A 21836-nucleotide genomic window follows, 5' to 3' on the forward strand; every position below is an offset into this window, starting at 1 on the left:
GCCGCTATGATTCAAGAATTTTTATCTCCTCTTCAGCTATCGCTTAAAATTGCATTAGTAGCAGGATTTGTCGTTATTATTTTAGGCACTGTGATAGGAAAACTGTTATCCAGGAAACACTTTAAGGGAAAAGTGATGCTTGAAACGGCGTTAATGCTCCCGTTGGTGCTCCCTCCGTCCGTTGTTGGATTTTTATTGATTGTCATATTCGGGAAACACAGCCTGCTCGGCCGGGCAATTGAATGGGTCTTTCAACAACCCGTTATTTTCACATGGTGGGCAGCTGTTATTGCCTCCGTTGTCGTTGCGTTTCCGCTTATGTATCAATCTGCCAAAACAGGCTTTCAAGGCGTAGATTACGAAATTGAAGACGCAGCTCGAGTAGATGGTGCAAGCGAATGGAAAGTCTTTTTCTTTATTTCCATCCCTTTAGCTTCTAAAGCCATCGCAACAGGAGGAGTGCTAAGTCTGGCAAGAGCACTCGGAGAGTTTGGAGCCACTTTGATGTTTGCTGGCAATATTCCAGGTGAAACACAAACTGTGCCTACCGCTATCTACGTAGCGATTGACTCTGGAAACATGAATCTCGCTTGGCTATGGGTTATTTCAATCGTCTTTCTTTCCTTTCTTATGCTGCTTTTTGTTCAGCTTAAACAAAAGTAAAAGGATGTCTCTTTGTGTAAGAGGCATCCTTTTTACATACATCATAAATTAAAAAGGAGCTAATCAAATGAAGAACATACATTTGATTAACTCCTGTTATAAGTAAGGTAAGCCACCATACAATATGTATTGGTGGAGACGGTGGGAGTCGAACCCACGTCCAGAAATATCGCCACTTAAGCGTCTACGAGTGTAGTTGGCATATTGATCATTCGCGAGCTGTTCTGCCTACCAACAGGCGTCCCAGTCGCTAGTCTGATTATTCTCTTCCTTCGTCCTCAGACGGCGAACTCCGGCGTAGCCCACTTAAAGTGAGTCCCTTACCCTACCACATGGGCGATGGAGGGAGGAACCGCTAAGCTACTATTATGCAGCTAAAGCGAAGTTATTGTTAGATTTGCCAGTTATTATTGGCGTTGATGTTTTAACGAGGCCATCTCCTCGACTCGCAACCTAAGCTCGAACTACCCCTGTCGAATCCGTAACGTCCCCATATAAAATAAAAGGGAGTCGGAATGTGTAAGAAAAAATCTTACATCAGATAGCGACTTCAGTGTGCAAAATGAAATCTAACTGATAACAATATTTATTATATCATAAAATGAGCATTTTGCAATTGTAAGATTTTGTAATGTTACATCTTTTGACGATCACGAAATGCTCGTTCGATATCGCGCTTCGCTTCTTTTCGCTTCAAGTCTTCACGCTTGTCATATTTCTTTTTACCCTTACCTAGACCTAGTAAAACCTTTGCGTATCCATTTTTTAAATACACTTTTAAAGGAACTAGTGAATAACCCGTTTCTTTTGAATAGCCAATTAGCTTGCTGATTTCACGCTTATGCAGCAATAGCTTTCGTGTACGCAACGGCTCATGATTGTATCGATTTCCTTGTTCGTAAGGACTAACGTGCATATTGTGTAGAAATACTTCTCCGTTTTGCACACGAGCAAAAGAGTCCTTTAAATTTACACGCCCATTACGAATTGATTTGATTTCCGTTCCTTGTAGAACAATACCCGTCTCATATGTTTCTTCAATAAAAAAGTCGTGGCGGGCTTTTTTGTTTTGTGCAATTAATTTCCCTTCACCTTTTGGCATAAAACGTTCCTTCCCTTCAGCCGTACTTACGTATATGTATGATATTATGTATTATTTTACTGTATGGAAATCTAAACAACAACTAAAACGTTTAATGGAGCTGTTTTGAAGCAGAAGGACTATCCTTCTGCTTCACTGCTGTCGATTATTTACGCTTTTTCTTTTTGCGCTTAACATTTGGGGCACCCTCGAAGAATCTTTTTTTCTTTTTCTTCTTTGGACTTTGAGTAGACCACTCTTCATTTTTGCTTCGGCTGCCCTCACGACCTTTTCCTTTGTCATCTTTGCGTGACTTTTGTTTTGCTTTAATCACTTTAGGACGGTCTTTAGATAAGCGTTTGCGACTTTCTTTCATTCCTACAATAATAAAGTCAACTGAACGCTCGTCTTTATTCACATCGGCAACTTTCACTTCAATTTCGTCTCCAATTCGGAAGACATTGCCCGTTTTTTCTCCAATCATCGCATAGTGACGTTCGTCGTAACGATAATAGTCATCTGTTAAGTCACTGACGTGAACTAAACCTTCAATCGTATTTTCTAGCTCCACGAACATTCCAAAGTTAGTAACAGAGCTAATAATACCATTAAATACTTCCCCAACTTTATCAGCCATAAACTCAGCTTTTTTCATATCGTCCGTTTCCCGCTCAGCGTCAACTGAACGACGTTCCATATTAGAAGAATGCTCAGCAACATCAGGCAGAAGCTCGCGCCATTTTTCTTGCGTTTGCTGATCTGTTTTTCCTTCAATTAAATACGTGCGAATGAGACGATGAACGATTAAATCCGGATAACGACGGATTGGAGACGTAAAATGCGTATAGAACTCAGCTGATAAACCAAAGTGACCTAAACTTTCTGCTTCATATTTCGCTTGTTTCATCGAACGAAGCATAACAGTTGAAATAACCATCTCTTCAGGCGTACCTTTTACTTCTTCTAAAATATCCTGCAGTGCACGCGGATGAATATCGTTTCCTGTTCCTTTCACCGTGTAACCAAAGTTTGTAATGAACTCTAAGAAACGAGTAAGCTTCTCTGCATCTGGATCTTCATGAATACGATAAATGAATGGTACGTTCATCCAGTGAAAATGCTCTGCTACTGTTTCATTCGCCGCTAGCATAAATTCTTCGATTAGCTTTTCAGCAACCGAACGTTCACGCAAAATAACATCGTGAGGATGGCCATCATCGTCTACTAATACTTTTGCTTCTTTGAAATCAAAATCAATGGCACCGCGATCCATTCTCTTTTTACGAAGAATAGCTGCCAGCTTTTCCATACGCTCAAACATCGGAACAATTGGCTCGTAGCGTTCTAACACTTCTTCGTCTTTATCCACTAAGATTTTGTTAACGTCTGAATACGTCATTCGTTCTGTCGTTTTGATGACACTTTCAAAAATCTCATGTTTCACTACTTCACCCTGTGAATCGATTTCCATCTCACAAGAAAGCGTAAAACGGTTAACTTTTGGATTTAATGAGCAAATTCCATTAGATAAACGGTGAGGAATCATCGGAATAACTCGGTCTACTAAATAGACGCTTGTTCCGCGCTCTGCTGCTTCTATATCAATCGGAGAACCTTCTTTAACGTAGTGACTTACATCTGCAATATGGACGCCTAATTTGTAGTTTCCATTTTCAAGCTCTGTAACTGTTACCGCGTCATCCAAATCTTTTGCATCTGCTCCGTCAATGGTTACAATGACTTGATCACGAAGATCACGGCGGTTGCCGATATCTTTTTCGTCAATCGTTTCAGGTGTATCAATTGCTTGTGTTAAAGCATCAGCAGGAAATTCTTGAGGAAGACCGTGCTTATGGATAACAGAAATGATATCGATCCCGGGATCGTTTTTATGTCCAAGGATTTGAACCACTTTTCCTTCTGCATTCATGCGGCCTTCCGGATAGGTTGTCAGTTCTACTACTACTTTATGCCCTTCAACTGCACCGTTTCTTGCTGATTTGGGAATAAAGATATCACCTGCAATTTTTTTGTCATCCGCAATCACAAAGCCAAAATTTTTGCTTTGCGTATACGTACCTACAATTTGCTGAGTACCTCGTTCTAAGATTTTTACAATGGTTCCTTCACGACGAGCACCTGATGATTCTGATGACACTCTTGCAAGCACAATATCTCCGTGCATAGCATTGTTTGTTTCGGTAGGGGGAATAAATACATCACCCGCATCTTTTTCTTCAGGAACTACGAACGCAAACCCTTTTGCATGTCCGCTTACTTTCCCTTTGACAAAATTCATTTGTTCCGGCAGCCCGTAGCGATCGTTTCTTGCTCGGATAATTAAACCCTTCTCTTCCATAATAACAAGTGCCTTTACAAACTCTTTGAATGACTCTGCATCCTCAGTGTTGAATTCTTTTGCAAGCTCTTGGACAGTCAAAGGTTTATAATTATCCCTTTTCATAAAATCCAATATTTCATTTATATAGGGCTGATTTTCTTCTTTCACATCATGTCCCTCCTTTTTCTTTATTCGTATTATCTCTATCACCAATCAAGTGATTCCAAAAATGCATATACATCCTCATGAAGCTGATCACGCTCTTTATCAAAGGTAATGGTATGACCAGATTCTTCGTACCATTTTATATCTTTTGTAGGAGACTCGACGCTATTATAAATAATATTGGCGCTGTCTGTATTAATCATATGATCATGACGACCTTGTACAACAAATGTCGGTGCATAAATCATATCTACTGAATTTCGCACTTCAGCGATTAATTCCTGTAAAGACTTTAATGTGTTCATTGGTGTTTGCTTGAATTCTTCCATTTCTTGTTCAATCTGTTCAGACGATTTACCTTCACGCTTTTTATATTCGCGTGCATACGCTAAAACACCTTCATACATGACTTCTTCACTCTTTATATACATAGGGGCGCACATAGGCACAATACCCTTTATAGGTACAGTGTAACCTAATTTCAGTGAAAATACGCCACCTAGTGAAAGACCTACAGCGGCAATACTTTCATGACCTTTGCTTTTCAAAAAATCATAGCCGTCCATGACATCTTTCCACCAATCTTTTGGACCAGTATGAACAAGTTCTTCAGGCGCTACGCCATGTCCTTTGTAATGAGGTGCGTGGCATGTGTATCCTTTTTTCTCTAAAAAACGACCTAACATACGAACATCAGCAGAATTTCCGGTAAAACCATGAAGTAATAAAACAGCTTTTTCGCCGCCTTCAAATGTAAATGGCTTTGGTTGTGCAATTTTCATATATCATTTAACTCCTTTTAGTTATAATATCTGCAGTCCTAATAGAAAAAAACATGTATTTATGTGACGGCCATCACATAACAAGAGATGGAGCCATCCACTTTTACGCTTTTATACTATATTTAGTACTTTTTTCTAAAGCTATATTATATCATTACTTAAAAATGAAATTAAAGTATTCAACACGCCCATTAAAAAACCACCTAATACATAAGTTGGTATACACCAAGTACATATGCATTAGGTGGCAGTCTATCCAGTAACATATTAAAGTTTGAAATAAGATACAGCAAGTGTTAACGCAAAGAATAAGATAGATAACACTACTGTCAAACGGTGTAAAACTAAGTCAATTCCACGTGCTTTTTGTTTCCCAAATAACGTTTCAGCTCCACCGGAAATAGCTCCAGATAATCCAGTAGTTTTACTTGATTGTAAAACTACCACAACAATCAAAGCAATTGAAACAATCACTAGCAAAGTAATCAGCAATGTATGCACTAAGACACACCTCCTACACCAAGTAATAGTCAATCAGCGGGGTTTCTTCATCCCTTCTGATTGGCATTACCGGGGATAAAGTACGCGCACTACGCTAAAGTTAATTTATCATAAAAAACCCTCTCGTACAAGTAATGGCAGTGAAATACACCGGATTTTAACGTAAAAAAACGGATGACAATCGTCATCCGTTTCTTTATACTTTCAACTTATTTTTTTAAGTTGTAGAAAGATTTAGCGCCATCGTATACAGCTAGAACACCTAGCTCGTCTTCGATACGTAGTAATTGGTTGTATTTCGCAATACGATCTGTACGGCTCATAGAACCAGTTTTGATTTGACCAGCGTTTGTTGCAACAGCGATATCAGCGATTGTTGCATCTTCAGTTTCACCAGAACGGTGAGAAACTACTGCTGTGTAACCAGCACGTTTAGCCATTTCGATAGCTTCGAACGTTTCAGTTAATGTACCGATTTGGTTAACTTTGATAAGGATAGAGTTACCTACGCCTTGTTCGATACCTTGAGCAAGTTTTTTCGTGTTTGTTACGAATAGATCGTCACCAACAAGCTGTACTTTGCCGCCAATGCGCTCAGTTAATAGCTTGTGACCATCCCAGTCATTTTCGTCTAATCCGTCTTCGATTGAAACGATTGGGAATTCGTTAACTAACTGCTCGTAGAAATCTACCATTTCAGCAGAAGTTACGCCTGTACGGCCTTCGCCTGCTAAGTCATATTTACCAGTTTCTTTGTTGAAGAATTCAGAAGAAGCAACGTCCATACCTAATTGGATGTCTTGACCAGCTTTGTAGCCAGCTTTTTCGATTGCTTCAACAATTACTTCTAATGCTTCACGGTTAGAACCAAGGTTTGGAGCGAATCCACCTTCGTCACCTACAGCTGTGTTTAAGCCTTTTGCAGATAAAACAGATTTTAACGCGTGGAATACTTCAGCACCCATACGGATTGCTTCTTTGAATGTAGGAGCTCCTACAGGTAAAATCATGAACTCTTGGAAGTCAACGTTGTTATCAGCATGAGAACCACCGTTGATGATGTTCATCATTGGAGTTGGTAATTGCTTCGCGTTGAATCCACCAAGATAACGGTATAATGGAAGACCTACGAAGTCAGCCGCTGCGTGAGCTACTGCCATAGATACACCAAGGATAGCGTTAGCACCTAATTTACCTTTGTTTTCCGTACCATCTAGCTCAATCATAAGGCGGTCGATACCGATTTGATCAGTTGCGTCCATACCTACTAATTCAGGAGCGATAATTTCGTTTACGTTTTCTACTGCTTTTAATACACCTTTACCTAGGTAGCGAGATTTGTCACCATCGCGTAATTCTACTGCTTCGTGTTCACCAGTAGAAGCACCACTTGGTACGATTGCGCGTCCGAAAGCGCCTGATTCAGTATATACTTCCACTTCAACTGTTGGGTTACCGCGAGAATCTAATACTTCGCGTGCATAAATGTCAAGAATTGTTGGCATTTTAAAACTCTCCTTTATAATTAATTATTTAATTAATGTTTTACCTGTCATTTCTTTTGGCTGTGCTACATCTAGAAGAGTAAGCATTGTAGGAGCTAGATCCCCTAGAATACCGTCTTCACGAAGCTCTAAGCCTTGTTTTGTTACAATTACTGGAACAGGATTCGTTGTATGAGCCGTCATTGGATTACCTTCAAGTGTAATCACTTCATCAGCATTACCATGGTCTGCTGTGATAATTGCTGTACCGCCTTTAGCTAAAATTGCATCTACAATTTTGCCTAAGCACTCATCTACTGTTTCAATTGCTTTTACCGTTGGTTCTAACATACCTGAATGACCTACCATATCAGGGTTTGCAAAGTTTAATAAAATAGCGTCCTGCTTATCGCCTTCGATTTCTGCAAGCAACGCGTCCGTCACTTCATAAGCACTCATCTCAGGTTTCAAGTCATATGTTGCTACTTTTGGTGAATCGATTAAGATACGTGTTTCACCAGGAAACTCTGCTTCACGTCCACCGCTCATAAAGAACGTTACGTGAGGATATTTTTCCGTTTCAGCAATACGAAGCTGCTTTAAGTTATTTTGAGATAATACTTCACCAAGCGTATTATCTAAGTTAATTGGCTTAAAGGCTACATATCCGTCAACTGTTTCGCTGAAGTGAGTTAGACATACAAAATGTAAGTTTTTCGGATGTTTCTCACCGCGATCAAATGAGCGGAAATCTTCGTTTGCGAACGTATTTGAAATTTGAATTGCGCGATCCGGACGGAAGTTGTAGAAAATGACTGCATCTTCGTCTTGAATTGTCGCAACTGGCGATCCGTCTTCTTTTGTAATAACAGAAGGTAAAACGAATTCGTCATAGATTCCATTTTCATATGAATCTTTTACGCACTCTTCAGCGCTTGTATATGATGGACCTTCACCGTACACCATTGCGCGGTATGATTTCTCTACGCGCTCCCAGCGTTTGTCGCGGTCCATTGAGTAGTAACGTCCTGAAAGTGTTGCAATTTCACCAACGCCGTACTCTTCAATTTTTTCATTAAGTTCTTTTAAATACGTTTCAGCAGATTGAGGTGCTACGTCACGACCATCTAAGAAGCCATGAATGTAGACTTTTTCTAAGCCTTCACTCTTAGCTAGACGCAATAATGCATAAAGATGTTCAATATGACTGTGTACACCGCCATCAGATAAAAGCCCGAAAAGATGAAGGTTTGTACCCTTTTCTTTTGCGTGCTTTACAGCTGCTAGAAGCGTTTCGTTTTGTTCAAACTCGCCTTCACGAATTGCTACGTTTACACGAGTTAAGCTTTGGTACACAATTCGGCCTGCGCCGATGTTTAAGTGACCTACTTCAGAGTTACCCATTTGGCCTTCTGGTAAGCCTACAGCTTCTCCAGACGCCTGAAGTGTAGCATGAGGATACTCGTTCCAGAAACGGTCGAAGTTTGGTTTTTTTGCATGTGTTACCGCATTACCTTTATCTTCATCGCGTAATGCAAAACCATCTAAGATGATTAATGCTACTGGCTTTTTACTCATTACTTACCAGCCTCCAAAAGCTGTAAGAAAGAATCTGCTTCTAAGCTTGCTCCACCTACTAAAGCTCCGTCAATGTCTGATTGAGACATATATTCTTTAATATTAGCAGGTTTTACGCTACCGCCGTATTGAATACGTACAGCATCTGCAACATCTTGAGAGAATTGTTCTGCAACAACGCTACGGATGTATGCACAAACTTCGTTTGCACCTTCAGCAGTTGAAGATTTACCTGTACCGATTGCCCAGATTGGCTCATATGCGATAACCGTTTGTTTTACTTGCTCATCAGTTAGACCAGCTAATGCTTTTTGTACTTGATTAGCTACAACTGTTTTTGTTTGATCTTGTTCGTACTCTTCGTTTGTTTCACCGCAGCAAACGATTGGTGTTAAACCGTGTTTGAATGCAGCAATTGTTTTTTGGTTTACTGTTTCGTCCGTTTCGGCAAACATTTCACGACGTTCAGAGTGTCCTAAAATTACGTAGTTCACACCTAAGTCTGCTAATGCAACAGGGCTCACTTCTCCAGTGAACGCACCGTTTTCTTCAAAGTGCATGTTTTGTGCACCAATTTTTAAGTCTGTGCCTTTAGTCGCTTCTACTAGACGATCTAAAAATAGTGCAGGTGCACATACTACTGAATCTACGCTTTCAGGAGATGGTACTGCTCCTTTTACTTCTTCAACAAAGCTAGTTGCTTCAGAAAGTACTTTGTTCATTTTCCAGTTTCCTGCAATAATTGGTTTACGCATGTGTAACACCGTCCTTTGTTTATTGTGGGTTTTCACTTCACGCGTTAGATGTCCAAGAGGGTGCTGTTAAAAGTGATTCGGTCCCTTTTATCTCTTGGTCATCCTTCTTCGCTGCTTGATAATTATTTATATTATCAGTCGTCAGGTCGGTCCTCCGTCTTACTGAAACATAAACTTACTTATCGTTTAGTGCAACTACGCCTGGAAGTTCTTTACCTTCCATAAACTCTAGTGACGCACCGCCACCTGTAGAAATATGGCTCATTTTATCAGCTAGGTTGAATTTTTCAACAGCTGCTGCAGAATCTCCTCCGCCGATTACTGAATATGTGTCAGTTGCTTCTGCTAAAGCTTCAGCTACTGCTTTTGTTCCGTTAGCAAATGCGTCTAATTCAAATACACCCATTGGTCCATTCCAAATAACTAACTTAGAGTTTTTGATTACGTCAGCATAGATTTCACGCGTTTTCGGTCCTGCGTCTAAGCCTTCCCAATCGCTTGGAATATCTTCAATTGATACAACTTGAGTATTAGCATCATTTGAGAAGTCATCTGCTACTACCACGTCCACTGGCATGTAGAAGTTTACTCCGTTTTTCTTAGCTTTTTCCATGAAAGATTTTGCAAGTTCAATCTTGTCTTCTTCAAGAAGTGATTTACCTACTTCATGGCCTAGTGCCTTAATAAATGTGTAAGAAAGTCCTCCACCGATGATTAAGTTATCTACTTTATCAAGCAAGTGGTCAATTACACCGATTTTGTCTTTAACTTTTGCTCCACCAACGATTGCAGTAAATGGACGTTCTGGGTTCGATAATGCTTTTGAAAGCACATCAAGCTCTTTTTCCATTAAGAAACCTGCTACTGCTGGAATGTGTTGAGCAATTCCTTCTGTTGAAGCATGCGCACGGTGAGCTGCACCGAATGCATCGTTTACGTATACATCTGCTAATTCAGCAAACGCTTTTGCTAATTCAGGATCGTTTTTCTCTTCGCCTGGGTAAAAACGTACGTTTTCAAGTACTAAAACATCGCCTTCGCTCATGCCGTCGATTGTTTTCTTTACTTCTTCACCAAAAGCTTCGTCAGCTTTTGCAACGTCTTTACCAAGAAGAGCTTGTAAACGTTCTGCAACAGCATTTAGACGTAATTCTTCAACAACTTCGCCTTTTGGACGTCCAAGATGGCTAGCTAAAATTACTTTTGCACCTTGTTCTACTAAATATTGAATAGTAGGAACAGCTGCACGAATACGAGTTTCGTCTGTTACTTTTCCGTCTTTCATTGGTACGTTAAAGTCTACGCGACAAAATACTCGCTTTCCTTTTACATCGATGTCTTTCAACGTTTTTTTGTTCATCGTTAAAAGGCCTCCTTAAGTATTTATGGTACTAAGCAAGTAGGCTTCTATGTAATCATCAATCCACAGACCAACGTACATTTCATTTTATATATTGGCGCCTTTCTATATAAAGTGAAACTCAAGTTAGCTGTTTATGACGCTTTTTCATGTAGAAGCCAATACATAAATCAAGGAAGAGGGGGTATGCCCCTCTCTTCCTTAGCAAGTCTTATTATAGTCGTTCTATTTTCAGATATCCAATAAAAAAGGAAAGTCTAGTCGATTTCTGTCTTATTGAATCAAATAGAAGCGAATTTTAAGTTATTCTTATAGTCCTTTAGCAGCGATGTATTGAGCAAGGTCTACTACACGGTTAGAATATCCGCTCTCGTTATCGTACCAAGAGATAACTTTAACCATGTTACCTTCCATTACCATTGTAGATAATGCATCGATTGTAGAAGAGTTGATGTTACCGTTGTAGTCACCAGATACTAGTGGCTCTTCGCTGTAACCAAGGATACCTTTAAGATCGCCTTCAGCAGCTTCTTTAAGAGCGTTGTTTACATCTTCAACAGTTACTTCTTTATCAAGTTCAGCAACTAAGTCTACTAAAGAAACGTTTGGAGTTGGAACACGCATAGCTCCACCGTTTAATTTACCTTTTAATTCAGGTAATACTAGAGATACAGCTTTAGCAGCACCAGTTGAAGTTGGGATGATGTTTTCAGCAGCTGCACGAGCACGACGGTAATCTTTGTGTGGTAAGTCTAAGATTTGTTGGTCGTTTGTGTAAGAGTGAACTGTTGTCATCATTCCGCGTTTAAGACCGAACTTGTCGTTTAACACTTTAGCAAATGGCGCTAAGCAGTTAGTTGTACAAGAAGCATTTGAAATTACGTTGTGGTTAGCTGCATCGTATTTGTCTTCGTTAACACCCATTACGATTGTGATGTCTTCATCAGATGCTGGAGCAGAGATAATTACTTTTTTAGCTCCTGCTTCTAAGTGTTTTGCAGCGTCAGCGCGTTTTGTGAAGAATCCAGTAGATTCAACAACGATTTCTACGCCTTGTTTGCCCCAAGATAATTGAGCTGGGTCACGTTCAGCAGAGATTTCGATTGTTTTACCGTTTACTACTAAGTTGCTACCATCTACTACTACTTCTGCATCTAATTTTCCGTGTACAGAATCATATTTTAAAAGGTGAGCAAGCATGTTAGCATCTGTTAAGTCGTTGATTGCTACTACTTCAACGTTATCATTTTTTAAAGCTGCGCGGAATACATTACGGCCGATACGACCAAATCCGTTAATACCAATTTTTACTGCCATGGGTATTTCCTCCTTGAATGTAAAAAGTATTTTTTTATATGAGGGATTAATTAAAATCCCTTACTAACTCTTTTGCGGCGCCTTCATCTGTAATGAGAATCGAATCATGCGCTTGTTGCATAAACGCTTTAATTGCCTTTGCTTTTGATGAACCTCCTGCAACAGCAATAACACATTTATTGTTCTTTAAATCATCGAGTTGTATGCCAACTGTTTTAACTTTATGAACAACTTCGCCTTGATGATTAAAATAGTATCCAAATGCCTCACCTACAGCATGTCCATTTTTCACTTTTTCTAAGTCAGCTTGTGGTGTTTTACGGCGTTCTGCCATTGTCATAGCGTCTCCTATTCCGTGAACAACCATACCAGCAGACTTGATTAAATGAAGCATGTCTTTAATAGATGGCTCACCGATAATGGATCGGTATGCTTCATCACTAAGCTGATCTGGAACATGAAGCAAGCGATAGTGACTCATGGACTTTTCAGCCATCTTAGCACAAATCGTGTTTGCTTGGTTTTGTACATTTTCACCTAGCCCTCCGCGAGCAGGTACAAAAAGTACATCAGGGTGTTTTGAATCAGGTGTCATCATTTCGGCAACGGCGGCAAGCGTTGTACCACCTGTAACAGCAACGGTATTTTTTTCACCAACAAGGCGCTCCTTGATACACGAAACAGATGCTCGACCCATTTCATTTTTGACCCAAGGAGACTGATCACTATCTCCAGATACAACAACAACTTCTGATAAAGAAAACGCCTCTTTTAATGTTGTTTCCAATAATCGAAGTCCTGAAACTTCCTTCATTACTTCTTCTAATTCAGCTAGAAGTAGTTCTCCCTGGTTTGTAAGCGTCATCCCACTAGGGTAAATGTCAATCAAATCTTGTTCTTTTAAGAATGTTACTTCGCTTCGTAACACACGCTCTGTTAGCCCAAGGCTTACAGCTAAGTTTCTGCGGCCAATCGGCTGCATTAAACGTATGTATTGCAAGATTTGATAGCGCTTTTGCATAACTGAGAGAAGTTCAGGTAATAATTTTCGTTGTACTTCTATTAAAGAACGCATGTTAAAATCCCCTTAAGGCATAAACTTGCTGGACATATTTTGTCCCATATAGACATATTATGTCCCACCTTGCGCAAAAAAAATTCACCCTGCTACAAAATCTATTCTAACAGGAGTGAATCCTTTATTCAACTCATGTGTTGCCTATTTTTAAAAGTAAGCGTTTTCTTAATGGAATACCTGTTATTTTTCCATATTCCACTTCTTCTCCGTCCATTTCTACTACAGGAATCGCAAGGTGATACTTTTCCAGCCACTCATCGTTTTTGTAAATGTCTCGTTCAATAAGCTGAAAGGGAAACTCAGACTGCATCTCTGCAAGCAGCTTCTTTGCATCATCGCATAAATGACAGCTATTTTTGGTATACAGTACGACTTCCACATTCTCACTCCTTTACTGCGTGACAAAAAGTTTTCGTTGGCTGGATGGTAAAACGTTTAATTGATCTCGGTATTTGGCTACCGTTCTTCTTGAAATAGTAACGTTATAATTGCTTTGCAAGACGTTAGCCAACTGCTGATCTGAAAGCGGACGCTGTTTGTTTTCTTCTGATACTAGCTTTTTAAGCAGTTCTTTTACGTGAGTTGTAGAAGTCGCTTCGTTGTTGCCCAGTTGAATACTAGTTGAGAAAAAAGATTTCATTGAAAAAGTGCCAAAAGGCGTTTGAATATATTTGTGCCGAGTAGCACGACTAATCGTTGATTCATGCACAGACGTTTGTTCCGCTACTTCCTTCATTGTTAAGGGCTTCAAATACGAAGGACCCTTTTTAAAAAATGCTTCTTGTTCAACGAGTAAGGTATTCATTAATGCGTTTAATGTATCTTTGCGTGTGTGTAAACTTTTCATAATCCATTGGAATTCACGATATTTCTCTTGTAAATAAGAAAACATTTCTTGGTTTTGCCTGTTTTTCAGCTGAAGTTTGTATTGTTCATTCACTGAAAGGCGAGGTTCCAAATCCTCATTTGCATAAGCAACGACATTTCCATCTTCAATTTTTACAATAAAATCCGGTACAATGAATCGTTCATTGGACTTCATATAAAATGATCCAGGACGAGGATTTAATTTCTTAATCTGTTCATGTAATTGTTGAAGAGCTTCAAGTGAGATTTGACATAACTTTGAGATTTTCATCCATTTTTTATACGCAAATTCCTCAAAATGATGTGTCAAAATTTGCTCTATTTTTTCTGTCCATTGATTACTTCTTTTTAATTGAAGCATTAAGCACTCTTGTAAACTTCTCGCCCCTACTCCTGCCGGGTCCATCTGCTGCACAAGCTGGAGAGCCTTTTCAACCTGCTCTTGATCTTGACCAAGCTGGTTAGCAAGTATAATTAACTCATCATGCAAATAGCCAGCATCATCCAGGCTATTAATAACAAACTCAACGGCTGCCTGCTCACATTCATCTAACTTTAATAATGCGGATTGATTCATTAAATGTTCGTACAGCGTTTCTTTAGGAGCTGGTATACTGCTCATATAATCTGTTGAATCAGAAGTTGCATGATTTTTTTGATTGTGAGATGTATAGACGGGCAGCTCTGAAAAATCTATAAGCGGATTTTGAAGCGCCTGCTCATGTAAAAACGCTACAATATCCATCGATGAATATTGTAAAAGAGAAATAGCTTGTGATAATTCTTTTGACATCGTCAGCTTTAACGACTGCTGCTGAAATAATCCAATCTCCATTATTTCTCCCCTCCCCTTCATCTATTTTACTATAAAAACGCTTTCAAAGAGCATGTAACTATTTTTTATATGTAATTTTTTCATCAAAAAATCTCCGTCAACCTTTGTTAACGAAGCGCTTCATCCTATTTTTACTTACTAACCATCAAAAAAGTAATAGAGCTATGCACTTTTATAACTTTTCATTATAATTCCCACCAGCCACATGATCCGAGTAATAATCCGACATGACGTTTTCTTCGTCATGTCGAATTCTCTGCATGTGTATAATATATAGAAAAATTGCTTATTGAATGGTTTGTGCCATTTGCATAAACTTGTCCAAGTTTTCTTCGTCATTTTTCATGAAGATGGTTAGCTTCATTGGTTTCTTTCCTTTAACCAGCACGGCGTTTACCGTATGATCGCCAGATGTGGCTTCATACCAAACAGAATCTTTGAAGATTCCATTCTCTTCAAGATTCTTTTTCTCTGCTGCATTTTTATTAACTGCTGTTGCCGTTTGTTTAACAGATTGAGCAGCGTCGTCCAGCGATGCTTCTGATGAAAGCATTTCAATACGCATAAATTGAGAATCATCTGAAGTTAATACTAACGCATCTTTTCCTGGTTCTTCACCCGTTAGTTTATAACCGTCCATTACTTGAATAGAATAATCTTGTTCTGGGCTTTTTGTTAATTTTGTTTCTGAAGAAGACGTTGACTGTCCATCTTCCGCTGTTTTGCTAGTTGATGATTGACTTCCTGAAGGTTTGGCTGAGACCTCGGAAGAATCCGCATCTTTTTTCGAATCTTCTTTTGCAGCGCCTGATGTTTGATCAGATTTAGAAGCCTTATCCTGCTGAACATTTTCTGCTTGATCATTAGACTTTGGCTGAGCAGAATCTTCGTTCGTCCCGCATGCAGACAGCAATAGTGCTACCGATGCACTGACAATGAAAAGTTTGTTCACATATTTCATATTTATTCCTCCTCCGTGTTTCTTTTCCTTATATACTGTTTTATAGTATTCTGACAAATTCTGCAACCGGTACAATGGAATTAATTTCTTGCTTCCTTGCGCGTATAAAGGGTTAGAGGAGAAAAATAAATATTATTTTTTAGGAATATGAGCCTTTTTACTCAAAATAAAAAACGTTGCGTAATCCGCAACGTTTTAAGACGCCCTCGACAGGATTCGAACCCACCCTAAGAGAACCGGAATCTCTTGTGCTATCCACTACACTACGAGGGCATATTTGTCACAACTTCCATTATAGGAGAGAAAACTTCTCTTTTCAATAGAATACTACGTTTATTTTTTTTAGAAGGGGGAAAAATTTTAATAATGTCAAAGAGGAATACATAGTCTTTTAAGCGAATATGTGTAGTAGAGGTTCTTTTGTTTGACCTTTATTGACCATACGTGTATTATAGGTACATAACAAATTATTCTTGTTAAGGAGGAATTTAATATGAACTTAATTCCTACAGTTATTGAACAAACAAACCGTGGTGAACGTGCTTATGACATTTATTCACGTTTATTAAAAGACCGCATTATTATTTTAGGTAGTGCTATTGACGATAATGTAGCTAACTCAATCGTTTCTCAGCTTCTATTCTTAGCTGCTGAAGACCCAGAAAAAGATATCTCACTTTATATCAACAGTCCAGGTGGCTCTATTACAGCTGGAATGGCTATCTACGATACGATGCAATTCATTAAGCCAAAAGTTTCTACAATTTGTATCGGTATGGCTGCATCAATGGGTGCTTTCTTACTGGCTGCTGGTGAAAAGGGCAAACGTTTTGCTCTTCCAAACAGCGAAGTAATGATTCATCAACCTCTTGGTGGTGCTCAAGGACAAGCTACTGAAATCGAAATTGCGGCAAAACGTATTCTATTCTTACGCGAAAAACTAAATTCAATTTTAGCTGAGCGTACAGGTCAACCGTTAGAAGTGCTACAACGTGATACAGATCGTGATAATTTCATGACTGCTGAACGCGCTTTAGAATACGGTCTAATTGACAAAGTATTAGAAAACGACCCTAAATAAAAAAAAGCCTTTCCCGCAGCGGGAAAGGCTTTTTTATGCATCGTTCTCTACGTAAGCTACTAACGCATCCATTGCTTCTTTTTCATCTACCCCTTCAACAATGAGCGTAATGAGAGAACCATTATTAATCGCTAAGCTCATTAACCCCATGATACTTTTAGCGTTGACTATTTTCTCATCTTTCTTCAAGTACACATCAGATGTAAAACGAGTTGCTTCTTGCACAAACAGTGCTGCAACACGAGCTTGTAATCCCGTTTTTAATTTTACTTCTACTTGTTTTTCCATGATAAAATCCTCCCCCTTGCAATTCCCCTTATGTGACTGGCTGACCGGCGCGAAGCTTGTCTGCTATTTGGTCAATTTTACGCAACCGATGGTTAATGCCCGATTTGCTAATTTGACCTCCAGATACCATCTCACCAAGCTCCTTTAACGTAACGTCTTGGTATTCCACACGCAAACGAGCAATTTCTCTTAGCTTTTCTGGTAAGATGTCTAATCCAGCTGTTTCATCAATATAACGAATGTTTTCCACTTGACGAATAGCCGCTCCGATCGTTTTATTTAAGTTAGCTGTTTCACAATTAACTAAGCGATTAACGGAATTTCGCATATCTCGGACGATTCTTACATCCTCAAACCGTAACAGAGCGTTATGGGCTCCAATGATATTTAGAAACTCCGTAATTTTTTCAGCTTCTTTCAAATAGTTAATATAGCCTTTTTTCCGTTCTAATGTTTTACTATTCAATTGAAATTCGTTCATTAAATTGCATAAAGCTTCGTTGTGCTCTTCATACAATGAAAAGATTTCAAGATGGTACGATGATGTCTCTGGGTTATTAATAGAACCGCCCGCTAAAAATGCGCCTCTTAAGTAGGATCGCTTACAGCATTTTTTTTGTACTAGCACTGGTGAAATACGATGTGTAAACGTGAATCCTTCTTCTACAATTTTCAAGTCTTCCAAAAGCATTCTCGTTTTTTCTACTAATCGAACAATATACACATTGTTTTTCTTCAACCGCATTTTCTTACGCACAAGCAGTTCTACTGACACATCATAATTTTTCTTAAGCAGGACATAAATGCGCCGAGCAATCGCTGCGTTTTCTGTTTGAACATCAACCGTGAATTTTTTATTCGAAAAAGAAAGTGAACCATTCATTCGAATTAATGCAGAAAGCTCTGCTTTTGCACAGCAATCTTTGACTTCTAAATTCGTTAACTCTTTTTTTGTTTCTGATGCAAATGACATAACTTCACCTCCAATCTACATACGGAAATAGTGTTAAACACCCGTATTCGCTTTACCTTGCAGCGATGTCAGCATAGAATACACAAGCTTTGCTACTTTTTTTGTATCATGCCTAATTACGCTGCCGTCATACTGAATAATTTGATCTTCAATCACTTCTAACCCTAATTTTAGCAATACTTCACGATCATATTCTACAGGCTGAGCCTGCTCTACTTGATATTTCTTTTTCAAAGGTGCTGGAATAGGTGCATTATTGACGATAATCGCATCTAAAAATGCACACGGCATATGATTGTAAAGCGCTTTAATATGATCACTTGCCTTAAAGCCCAATGTCTCACCCGGCTGCGTCATCACGTTGCATACGTACACTTTCTTTGCTTTTGTCGAACAAAGCTCGTTACAAATATCTTGCACCAGTAAATTCGGCAAAATACTTGTATAAAGACTTCCGGGCCCCAACACAATTAAATCAGCTCGTCGAATCGCTTTTATTGTCTCGACAAGCGGTTTCACATCGGCGGGCGATAAAAATACTTTATTAATTTTTTTATTAACTTCTGGAATTTTAGATTCACCTGTTACGATGGATCCATCTTGCATCTCTGCATGCAGCACCACACTTTGATTAGCTGCTGGAAGTACTTTCCCTCTGACGTTTAGTACTTTGCTCATTTCTCGTATAGCATGCACAAAATCGCCAGTAATAGACGTCATAGCTGCAAGCAACAAATTGCCAAGAGAATGGCCTGTAAGCTCATTTCCTGTATCAAATCGATGCTGAAAAAGCTCTTCAACTAGTGGTTCTACATCAGATAAAGCAACTAGCACATTTCGAATATCACCAGGAGCAGGGATTTCAAGTTCATCGCGCAATCGGCCAGAACTTCCCCCGTCGTCTGCTACGGTTACGATGGCTGTAAGATCAAGAGGGTATTCCTTCAACCCTCTTAACAGCACTGGTAAACCCGTTCCTCCCCCAATGACGACAACTTTTGGAAGCTGTTCACTGCTCATCTATGATTTTCCTTTCTCCTCTCAATGTCACGATGAGAAATATGAGTTTTGTATTCATTCTGGAAATGGTGACCTAAATATTCAGCTAGTGTGACGGAGCGATGCTGTCCGCCTGTGCATCCTATAGCAATAACCAGCTGGCTTTTACCTTCTCGCTTGTACTGTGGAAGCATAAACGAAAGTAAGTCTACTACTTTTTCAATGAACTTTTGAGTTTCCGTCCATTTTAATACGTAAGAAGAAACCTCTTCTTCAAGCCCCGTTTTCGGACGCATATGGTCAATGTAGTGAGGGTTTGGCAAAAAGCGCACATCAAAGACTAAATCAGCGTCAATAGGCACCCCGTATTTAAAACCAAACGACATCACATTAACAGTAAAAACCTGTGAAGCGTGCGACGAAAACTGAGTTAAAATTTTTTCTCTAAGCTCTCTTGGTTTTAACTCTGACGTCTCATAAATAAGCTGAGCTCTTCCCTTTAACTCCTCAAGAAGCTCGCGCTCCATACCAATTCCTTCTAAAGGTAAACCCGAAGGAGCTAGCGGATGTGAACGTCTCGTTTCTTTGTAGCGCGTCACCAATACAGAATCTTTTGCATCTAAAAATAAAATTTGTGGCGTGACCCACGTTGTTTCACTCATGTTATCTAATGCTTCAAACAGGCTTTCAAAAAACTCTCTGCCTCGCAAGTCCATAACAAGAGCAACTTTATTCATTTTATTCCCTGACTCTTTCATGAGTTCTAAAAATTTCGGTAGCAATGTAGGGGGTAAATTATCTACACAAAAGAACCCTAAATCTTCAAAACTCTGAATTGCTACTGTTTTCCCTGCACCTGACATTCCAGTAATAATCACTAATTGAATATCGCTTACAGACCCAGTACTCATTTTCCATCCCCCTCAATCTATGCAAACATGTCTATTTATCATTAACAAGGATCAATTCGATAAGATAATAACTCGAAATCCGTTGTATACGTAAAGTTGCCATAAATAACACCCGACCCTTTTGCTACATAATCGATAATGTGATGATCTCCCGGTGCCATCGGCAATTCACTTACTTCACTCAAATTATGCCAACCGAGTTTGCCTTCTTCTGATTCTAGCACATTTGTCCCATCAAAATCTGTAGCAAAAAAAGTAAACATCATCCATTCAGATGAAATTTGATCGTTTTCTTTCATCGTAAAAGTAAAGATACCTTTTACAGTGGGATTTTTCAAATAAATTCCCGTTTCTTCACGAAATTCTCTTACAACAGAGTCTTTTACAGATTCTCCTTGCTCCATTTTCCCACCCGGGGCCACCCACCAGTTTCTTCGTGGCTTTTGAAGCAACAATACTTTATCATCTTTCATTAATACACAATTTGTGACCCTTTGCATGTTTTCCACCTCATCATATGTATACTGACATTTTCTTTTATTATACTACGAAACAAACTTCTCTCACAACGGAGATGAACTAACTATTACTAAATTTTCTGAAAATAATCTATTGCTGTTATATACGTAAATTCAATCTGTTATAGTCACAAAAAAGAGGCATAGGAACACGTCCTATGCCCGACATACATATATTTTATAAAAGGGGGTCAATTACTATCTATATAGTACCCCATCAATGTTTCACATGTGTTACAGAACAGTTAAAACCGAATTACGTTTTGTAAAAGATTGATTTCAGCCTTATTGCTGAATAGCTTTTAACTTTTCTTTTAACTCTTCTACATAGTGCTGAGCCGCTTGAGCAGCAATGCTGCCATCGCCTGTAGCTGTTACAATTTGACGAAGAGCCTTTTCACGAACGTCTCCAGCTGCGAACACCCCTGGTACTTTTGTTTCCATTTGCTCGTTCGTTTCAATATATCCTTCTTTATTCGTGATGTTTAGGCTTTCGAATGGTTTTGTTAGTGGAACCATTCCAACATAAATGAATACGCCGTCCGCACCGAACTCGCGCTCTTCACCTGTTTTTGTGTCTACTAACGTTACGCTGCCTACTTTACCGTCTTTTTCATTTACTTCTTTGACCGTTGTATTCCAAATAAAGTCAACTTTTTCGTTATCAAATGCACGCTGCTGTAGGATTTTCTGCGCGCGAAGCTCATCGCGTCGGTGAATAATTGTTACTTTTGTTGCGAAGCGTGTTAAATATACGCCTTCTTCAACCGCAGAGTCTCCACCGCCTACAACGACTAGCTCTTTGCCCTTAAAGAATGCGCCGTCACATACCGCACAATAAGATACGCCGCGGCCGCCTAGTTCTTTTTCTCCTGGCGCACCTAATTTTTTATATTCAGCACCAGTAGCAACGATTACTGAACGTGTTTTATATTCTTTGCTGCCTGCACGAACTGTCTTGTATTCTTCTCCGTCGATGATTTCTTTAATATCACCGTACGCATATTCCGCACCGAATTTTTTTGCATGCTCAAACATTTTGTTAGAAAGGTCAGGACCAAGGATATGATCATAACCTGGATAGTTTTCTACATCTTCCGTATTAGCCATTTGACCGCCTGGAATTCCTCGTTCAATCATTAGTGTTGATAAATCTGCACGAGATGTATATACGGCAGCAGTCATACCTGCTGGGCCTGCCCCAATAATAATGACATCATAAATTTTTTCTTCTGTCATTTCTTTACACTCCTTTTAGGAAATTCCTTCGTAGTTGATTCCAAATTTATGGATAATTA

General features: G+C 39.2%; 21 protein-coding genes, 1 tRNA gene and 1 other RNA gene. 2 read left to right on the top strand and 21 right to left on the bottom strand.

Annotated elements, in window-relative coordinates; translation table 11 throughout:
• Window positions 1–6: 6 nt before the first annotated feature.
• Window positions 7–663: a molybdate ABC transporter permease subunit gene (gene modB / locus MMB69_RS22130; protein ID WP_277448460.1), complete on the top strand. Its 657-nt coding sequence runs from the start codon at window positions 7–9 to the stop codon at window positions 661–663.
• Between the two features lie 130 nt (window positions 664–793).
• On the opposite strand, the gene ssrA is transcribed toward modB, so the two are convergent.
• From ssrA to MMB69_RS22205, 15 genes are all read right to left on the bottom strand, one after another.
• Window positions 794–1155, bottom strand: a transfer-messenger RNA (tmRNA) gene (gene ssrA, locus MMB69_RS22135).
• A 142-nt stretch (window positions 1156–1297) separates the two neighbouring features.
• Window positions 1298–1765 carry an SsrA-binding protein SmpB gene (smpB, locus tag MMB69_RS22140; protein ID WP_013059694.1) on the bottom strand — a complete coding sequence of 156 codons (468 nt, stop codon included), beginning with the start codon at window positions 1763–1765 and terminating at the stop codon, window positions 1298–1300.
• Window positions 1766–1910: 145 nt separating this feature from the next.
• Window positions 1911–4253 (bottom strand): ribonuclease R, encoded by a 2343-nt coding sequence (gene rnr, locus MMB69_RS22145; RefSeq protein ID WP_221785823.1) that lies wholly within the window; start codon window positions 4251–4253, stop codon window positions 1911–1913.
• A gap of 38 nt (window positions 4254–4291) precedes the next feature.
• The gene (locus MMB69_RS22150) at window positions 4292–5032 is read right to left on the bottom strand and encodes an alpha/beta hydrolase (RefSeq protein WP_221785824.1); all 741 of its coding nucleotides are present in this window, start codon (window positions 5030–5032) and stop codon (window positions 4292–4294) included.
• Between the two features lie 267 nt (window positions 5033–5299).
• Window positions 5300–5533, bottom strand: a complete 234-nt coding sequence (gene secG / locus MMB69_RS22155; RefSeq protein ID WP_014457843.1) for a preprotein translocase subunit SecG — start codon at window positions 5531–5533, stop codon at window positions 5300–5302.
• A gap of 209 nt (window positions 5534–5742) precedes the next feature.
• Window positions 5743–7038, bottom strand: coding sequence for a phosphopyruvate hydratase (eno, locus tag MMB69_RS22160; protein WP_221785825.1), 1296 nt, complete (start codon window positions 7036–7038; stop codon window positions 5743–5745).
• A 24-nt stretch (window positions 7039–7062) separates the two neighbouring features.
• Window positions 7063–8595 carry a 2,3-bisphosphoglycerate-independent phosphoglycerate mutase gene (gene gpmI / locus MMB69_RS22165; protein ID WP_116074735.1) on the bottom strand — a complete coding sequence of 511 codons (1533 nt, stop codon included), beginning with the start codon at window positions 8593–8595 and terminating at the stop codon, window positions 7063–7065.
• Window positions 8595–9350: a triose-phosphate isomerase gene (gene tpiA / locus MMB69_RS22170; protein ID WP_013085385.1), complete on the bottom strand. Its 756-nt coding sequence runs from the start codon at window positions 9348–9350 to the stop codon at window positions 8595–8597. Before tpiA ends, gpmI begins: the two co-directional genes overlap by 1 nt.
• Window positions 9351–9525: 175 nt before the next feature.
• The gene (locus MMB69_RS22175) at window positions 9526–10710 is read right to left on the bottom strand and encodes a phosphoglycerate kinase (protein WP_217028886.1); all 1185 of its coding nucleotides are present in this window, start codon (window positions 10708–10710) and stop codon (window positions 9526–9528) included.
• Window positions 10711–11019: 309 nt separating this feature from the next.
• Window positions 11020–12027: a type I glyceraldehyde-3-phosphate dehydrogenase gene (gap, locus tag MMB69_RS22180; RefSeq protein ID WP_013059702.1), complete on the bottom strand. Its 1008-nt coding sequence runs from the start codon at window positions 12025–12027 to the stop codon at window positions 11020–11022.
• 46 nt (window positions 12028–12073) lie between these two features.
• On the bottom strand, window positions 12074–13102 hold the full coding sequence (locus MMB69_RS22185) for a sugar-binding transcriptional regulator (RefSeq protein ID WP_221785826.1): 1029 nt from the start codon (window positions 13100–13102) through the stop codon (window positions 12074–12076).
• 133 nt (window positions 13103–13235) lie between these two features.
• Window positions 13236–13484: a glutaredoxin family protein gene (locus tag MMB69_RS22190; RefSeq protein ID WP_221785827.1), complete on the bottom strand. Its 249-nt coding sequence runs from the start codon at window positions 13482–13484 to the stop codon at window positions 13236–13238.
• A gap of 12 nt (window positions 13485–13496) precedes the next feature.
• Window positions 13497–14807 carry an RNA polymerase factor sigma-54 gene (gene rpoN / locus MMB69_RS22195; protein WP_028409645.1) on the bottom strand — a complete coding sequence of 437 codons (1311 nt, stop codon included), beginning with the start codon at window positions 14805–14807 and terminating at the stop codon, window positions 13497–13499.
• Between the two features lie 286 nt (window positions 14808–15093).
• Window positions 15094–15768: a hypothetical protein gene (locus MMB69_RS22200; protein WP_277448464.1), complete on the bottom strand. Its 675-nt coding sequence runs from the start codon at window positions 15766–15768 to the stop codon at window positions 15094–15096.
• 201 nt (window positions 15769–15969) lie between these two features.
• Window positions 15970–16041 (bottom strand) — tRNA-Arg (locus tag MMB69_RS22205).
• Between the two features lie 220 nt (window positions 16042–16261).
• On the opposite strand from MMB69_RS22205, the gene clpP reads away from it, so the two are divergent.
• Window positions 16262–16849 (top strand): ATP-dependent Clp endopeptidase proteolytic subunit ClpP, encoded by a 588-nt coding sequence (gene clpP / locus MMB69_RS22210; RefSeq protein ID WP_013059707.1) that lies wholly within the window; start codon window positions 16262–16264, stop codon window positions 16847–16849.
• A 33-nt stretch (window positions 16850–16882) separates the two neighbouring features.
• On the opposite strand, the gene MMB69_RS22215 is transcribed toward clpP, so the two are convergent.
• The 6 genes from MMB69_RS22215 to trxB form a co-directional block, all read right to left on the bottom strand.
• Window positions 16883–17140, bottom strand: a complete 258-nt coding sequence (locus tag MMB69_RS22215) for an HPr family phosphocarrier protein (RefSeq protein WP_025752593.1) — start codon at window positions 17138–17140, stop codon at window positions 16883–16885.
• A gap of 25 nt (window positions 17141–17165) precedes the next feature.
• Window positions 17166–18110, bottom strand: coding sequence for a DNA-binding protein WhiA (gene whiA / locus MMB69_RS22220; protein ID WP_277448465.1), 945 nt, complete (start codon window positions 18108–18110; stop codon window positions 17166–17168).
• Between the two features lie 33 nt (window positions 18111–18143).
• Window positions 18144–19130 carry a gluconeogenesis factor YvcK family protein gene (locus MMB69_RS22225; RefSeq protein WP_013085391.1) on the bottom strand — a complete coding sequence of 329 codons (987 nt, stop codon included), beginning with the start codon at window positions 19128–19130 and terminating at the stop codon, window positions 18144–18146.
• Complete coding sequence (rapZ, locus tag MMB69_RS22230) at window positions 19127–20020, bottom strand: RNase adapter RapZ (RefSeq protein ID WP_013059711.1); 894 nt, start codon at window positions 20018–20020, stop codon at window positions 19127–19129. Before rapZ ends, MMB69_RS22225 begins: the two co-directional genes overlap by 4 nt.
• 41 nt (window positions 20021–20061) lie before the next feature.
• Complete coding sequence (locus MMB69_RS22235) at window positions 20062–20520, bottom strand: 8-oxo-dGTP diphosphatase (RefSeq protein ID WP_013059712.1); 459 nt, start codon at window positions 20518–20520, stop codon at window positions 20062–20064.
• Window positions 20521–20823: 303 nt separating this feature from the next.
• Complete coding sequence (gene trxB / locus MMB69_RS22240; protein WP_013059713.1) at window positions 20824–21777, bottom strand: thioredoxin-disulfide reductase; 954 nt, start codon at window positions 21775–21777, stop codon at window positions 20824–20826.
• Window positions 21778–21836: the final 59 nt, after the last annotated feature.

The organism is Priestia sp. P5, from assembly GCF_029522155.1.
GTDB classification, from domain to species: domain Bacteria; phylum Bacillota; class Bacilli; order Bacillales; family Bacillaceae_H; genus Priestia; species Priestia megaterium_E.